The organism is Candidatus Cloacimonadota bacterium, from assembly GCA_012516855.1.
Lineage (GTDB): Bacteria > Cloacimonadota > Cloacimonadia > Cloacimonadales > Cloacimonadaceae > Syntrophosphaera.
Window position 1 is genome coordinate 1 of the sequence record JAAYWB010000076.1, and the last position, 3943, is coordinate 3943.

Annotated in this window: 4 protein-coding genes and 1 rRNA gene; 2 read left to right on the forward strand and 3 right to left on the reverse strand. The window is 50.8% G+C overall.

Annotated elements, in window-relative coordinates; all coding sequences use genetic code 11:
- Window positions 1-446: 446 nt before the first annotated feature.
- Window positions 447-899 carry a DUF975 family protein gene (locus tag GX466_07920; GenBank protein ID NLH94123.1) on the reverse strand — a complete coding sequence of 151 codons (453 nt, stop codon included), beginning with the start codon at window positions 897-899 and terminating at the stop codon, window positions 447-449.
- Window positions 900-1512: 613 nt separating this feature from the next.
- Between GX466_07920 and GX466_07925 the strand changes: the two genes are divergently transcribed.
- Window positions 1513-1755, forward strand: a complete 243-nt coding sequence (locus GX466_07925; protein ID NLH94124.1) for a hypothetical protein — start codon at window positions 1513-1515, stop codon at window positions 1753-1755.
- Window positions 1742-2281: an O-acetyl-ADP-ribose deacetylase gene (locus GX466_07930; protein NLH94125.1), complete on the forward strand. Its 540-nt coding sequence runs from the start codon at window positions 1742-1744 to the stop codon at window positions 2279-2281. Before GX466_07925 ends, GX466_07930 begins: the two co-directional genes overlap by 14 nt.
- 63 nt (window positions 2282-2344) lie before the next feature.
- Here the strand turns inward: GX466_07930 and GX466_07935 are convergent, their stop codons facing one another.
- Both GX466_07935 and rrf read right to left on the reverse strand, forming a co-directional pair.
- Window positions 2345-3496 (reverse strand): HD domain-containing protein, encoded by a 1152-nt coding sequence (locus GX466_07935; GenBank protein NLH94126.1) that lies wholly within the window; start codon window positions 3494-3496, stop codon window positions 2345-2347.
- Between the two features lie 118 nt (window positions 3497-3614).
- A 5S ribosomal RNA gene (rrf, locus tag GX466_07940) occupies window positions 3615-3731 on the reverse strand.
- Window positions 3732-3943 lie beyond the last annotated feature (212 nt).

Here is a 3943-nt window from a genome sequence, read left to right on the forward strand (position 1 = left end):
CCTTGTCTGGTAGTTTTTTGGTTTAAACCATCAAAACAAAGAGTGGGATCCGGCTCAACCTTTTTCTTCATTAGGCTCACCCTATTTTACACCAACCTTTGAGACACTACCCATCGTTTTAGATTGATTACAGAACTTAGCTCCTAAGATATGATGCCTCAACCTAAGAAGGGCCGGCATAACGTAATATTATGACGAGCTAGAACTAATCCGTGTAAAGACTCCATTTAGACTAAGGTTTGATATGCTTGTCGGGGTGTTCCACCTGGTCTATTGCGTTAAGTTTCAGCATGTTCCGAAATCAGTCTGAAACCAGTCCAAAGAAGTCCAAAACAACTGTGACACGTTTCCGAAAGCAGTCCTAAGCATCTCTACACCAGATAAAGGCTTATACCTGTTTATCACAGTGATGGCTATATGACATTTGGGGTGTCACTTTATATCCGCTATAATGTATCCGCGATAATTGTATTGTCTCCCTTTAGCTTGCGGTAGAAGATCGCCGAAGCCATGGTGGTGTAAGAGGATAGAAAGAAGAATCCCAGCCCGCAGGTAAAGCAACTGATGATGAACCAGCCGATGAAAGAGAGCATCAGCCAGAAGTATTCCGTTTTGTGCCCCATCATCATTTCCCTGCTCCGGCGCATGGCATCGGTAGCCGATATATGGGGATCATCAGCCATGATGAAATAGGTCATGGAATAACTGATGGCGGCGATGATGCCAGGCACGATCAGCAGCAAAGACCACAGCAGCACATAGATCAGGATCAGCAGGTAGGCAGTCAGGGCGCGGCCAAAAATCGTTGAATCCGGAAAACATCTCCTCCAGTTGGAAATCCTGCCCGCGGTTGATTTTAAGAAACAGCGCGCTGACGCCCAGGGTGAGGGGGCCGCCAACGATCAGGTTCTCACCCGACACAGAATTGAGCAACCAGTAAAGAAGCCAAACCAAAGCCAACATCCACCATTTGCCCGAAAGCAGACGTCGCGCTTCAGAGCGAATCTGGAAATTGTCCATTTTTACCTCGCTTTTTTGAGTTTTTCCATTTTCACTCTCATTTGACTGGCCACATCCCGTCAAGCAAATTCTAAGCAAGCAGTGACACCTGAAATGTCAAACCTTAACAGCTGCTGTAAAGTGAGGCTCTCTTTCATATCGGCAGGGAAAGCCCGGAGGGAGTCAGAACGATAGTGAGGGTGTGGTTGAGAGTCAGAAGCCACTTGATTCAAAAGATCGCAACAACTGCTTACCCGCCACAATGTCCTGTGAGTCAGACCCTGAGCGGTCTCGACTTTCCCTCTCCCCCGCCTCCCGGCAAATACTCGCATCAAATGCGGACATCATACGGGAGGCGACTCCGGGACACAATAAAGGGCCTTAACGGCCAAAGGGCTTTGGAGCTGGCGTCGAGCGAGGCACAAGCATCGTCGGCAGTAAAGAATAATCACCCCAAAGCATCCTTTTGTCCTTGCCGGTTGGGTCATCAGCCCGTCGCTGCGAGGAAGGTCAATGTTAAAAATGAACTTGACTTGGATTTACAAGATTAAAACAATGCGACTGCCGCTTGGCTTTACATTGATTGTGAGCGACAAAGGTAACAATCCACCGGTCAGCTGGTTGGAAATGAATAACAACCAAGCCATTTCGTGGGAATTTGATATGCTAAGCGAAGGAAAAGATTGCTTGTTGGCGCGTGTTGTTGCATCTAAAAGCTTATCGGTCAGGATCGATCATCTGAATGCAGAGGAGTAGAGATATGATTAAATTGACACAGGGCAATATTGTGGATTTCGCTGGCGATGCCATCGTGAACGCCGCGAACAAATCCCTGCTGGGGGGCGGCGGTGTTGACGGCGCCATTCACAGGGCAGCGGGGCCGGAACTTTTGGCTGAATGCCGGACTCTGGGCGGCTGTCCCACCGGCCAGGCCAGGCTGACGCGGGGCTATCAGCTTCCGGCAAGATATGTGATCCACACCGTGGGCCCGGTTTGGAAAGGCGGAAACCACGGTGAAAACGAGCTTTTGTCTTCCTGCTACCGGGAGTCGCTGCAACTGGCAGACCGGCAAGGACTGCGCTCCATTGCCTTTCCGAACATTTCAACAGGAGTTTACGGCTTTCCCAAGGAACCGGCAGCCCGGATCGCCATCCAGACGGTGCGGGAATTTCTGGAAGCGCGGCCCGAGATGGAGGTGAGCTTTTTCTGCTTTGACGCGGAGAATTACGCCATCTACCAGAGCCTACTGAAGGAGCAACCTGACCCCGCATCCAAACAATGAATTCTTGATATACAATTAAGCTTGGTAGAAAATACGGCGCAAGTCCAGTCCAAGCTTATGAATTCACCACTTCCAGGGCAGGAAATGGTCCTTGATCTCCTCGTTGTAATAGCGGTCGGTCATGGTGGCGATGAAATCCCGCACCTGCTCCGGAGGTGAAAATTTCTCCAGATAGGCGGATGACTTGAAATCCAAGAAATGCTTGAATATCTTGGATTCACGGTTGCCTTCGGTGATGTCCTCCAGATATTTTTCGAACAACAGGCCCATGGTGCGGTGGATGATCCGGTTGGATGTTTTGACGTTTTCGTCTGTGTAGATGTGTTTGTAGTTGAATTTTTTCAGTTCCAGAAGGTAATATGAGGTTTCCTCGTCGAAGGCGATCCAGTCCTGTTCGTGGCTGTTCACTATCACGCTTTTGATCAGGGTGTCGATGATCTGGCTGTTCGTGTTGCCCAGTTTTTCCGTCACCTCTTTGGGCAGGTCTTCGCGCTTGAGCAGGTTGAAGCGGATGGCGTCCTCGATGTCCTGTCCGATGTAGGCTATGGTATCGGTTATACGCACCACGCATCCTTCCAGGGTTCCGGGCATCCAGCTGAAATCGCGCCCAGCTTTCTTGGCTTTGATGTATTCCTCGATGCGCTCCTCGGTCTTGTTGGCCTCCGGTTTTAGCTGAGTGTTATGCACCTCGCCGTCGTGGGAGACGATTCCGTCACGCACCTGGAAAGTGAGATTGAGGCCCCTGCCTTTGCGGGATATGTGGTCCACAATGTGCAGGGATTCGATATTGTGGTGGAAATGCCCGATTCCGTGGGCGACACAGGCTTTGGATAATGCCGTTTCACCGTCGTGGCCGAAGGGAGGATGACCCAGGTCGTGCCCCAGGGCGATGGCCTCTATCAGTTCGGTGTTAAGGCCTAGATATTTGCCGATGGTGCGTGAAATTTGCGAAACGTAGGCGATGTGAAGGTTTCGGTTGGTCATCTCCTCGTCGATGAGGTTGGTGAAGGAAAAGACCTGCGTTTTGCCGTGATAGCGCCTGTAGGCTCCACTGTAAAGGATGCGGTCGCGGTCCACGGCGAATTTCGTGCGCATGTTGTCTTCAATCTCGTCTTTCATGCGCCAGGCCCTGGCGTCGCGGAAAGCCCGGGGACCCAGGCTGCATTGGGTCTTGTGCTTGATATCTGCAAATATCTTGTTCAGTTTTTGATCCATCTTGGCTCCGTGAAACTTAATACAGATAATTTATCCAGGATTGCGAGCCCGTCAAGCAGGACACATTTCAAACTGCACTATTCTGGCATATCCTGATTGGAAATAGTAAAGGCGTCAGCGATGGCGGCGACCTACTCTTCCACACAGTTGCCCGTGCAGTACCATCGGCGCGAGCGGGCTTAACTGCTGTGTTCGGGATGGGAACAGGTGTGGCCCCGCTGCTATGACCACCATCGCTGACGCCTTGTGAGTGAAAACATGAAAGCGTGAAACAGGCTCCGGGATCAGTGCTCCCAAGTTCACACCAGGTTACACCCCTTCACCTTTTCACCCTTGCACGACGCTCGCGTCAGAGAAGGTTCCGCGGCTCAAGATAACGTATCACACAAAAGAATATAATGCGAAAGCCAATCGACTGATTAGTATCACTCGGCTGAACGCGTTGCC

Bases quoted from the DNA above. Each gene is read 5' to 3' on its own strand.
- GX466_07925 (NLH94124.1), top strand. From the start codon at position 1,513: ATGTTAAAAATGAACTTGACTTGGATTTACAAGATTAAAACAATGCGA.
- GX466_07930 (NLH94125.1), top strand. From the start codon at position 1,742: ATGCAGAGGAGTAGAGATATGATTAAATTGACACAGGGCAATATTGTG.
- GX466_07935 (NLH94126.1), bottom strand. From the start codon at position 3,496: ATGGATCAAAAACTGAACAAGATATTTGCAGATATCAAGCACAAGACC.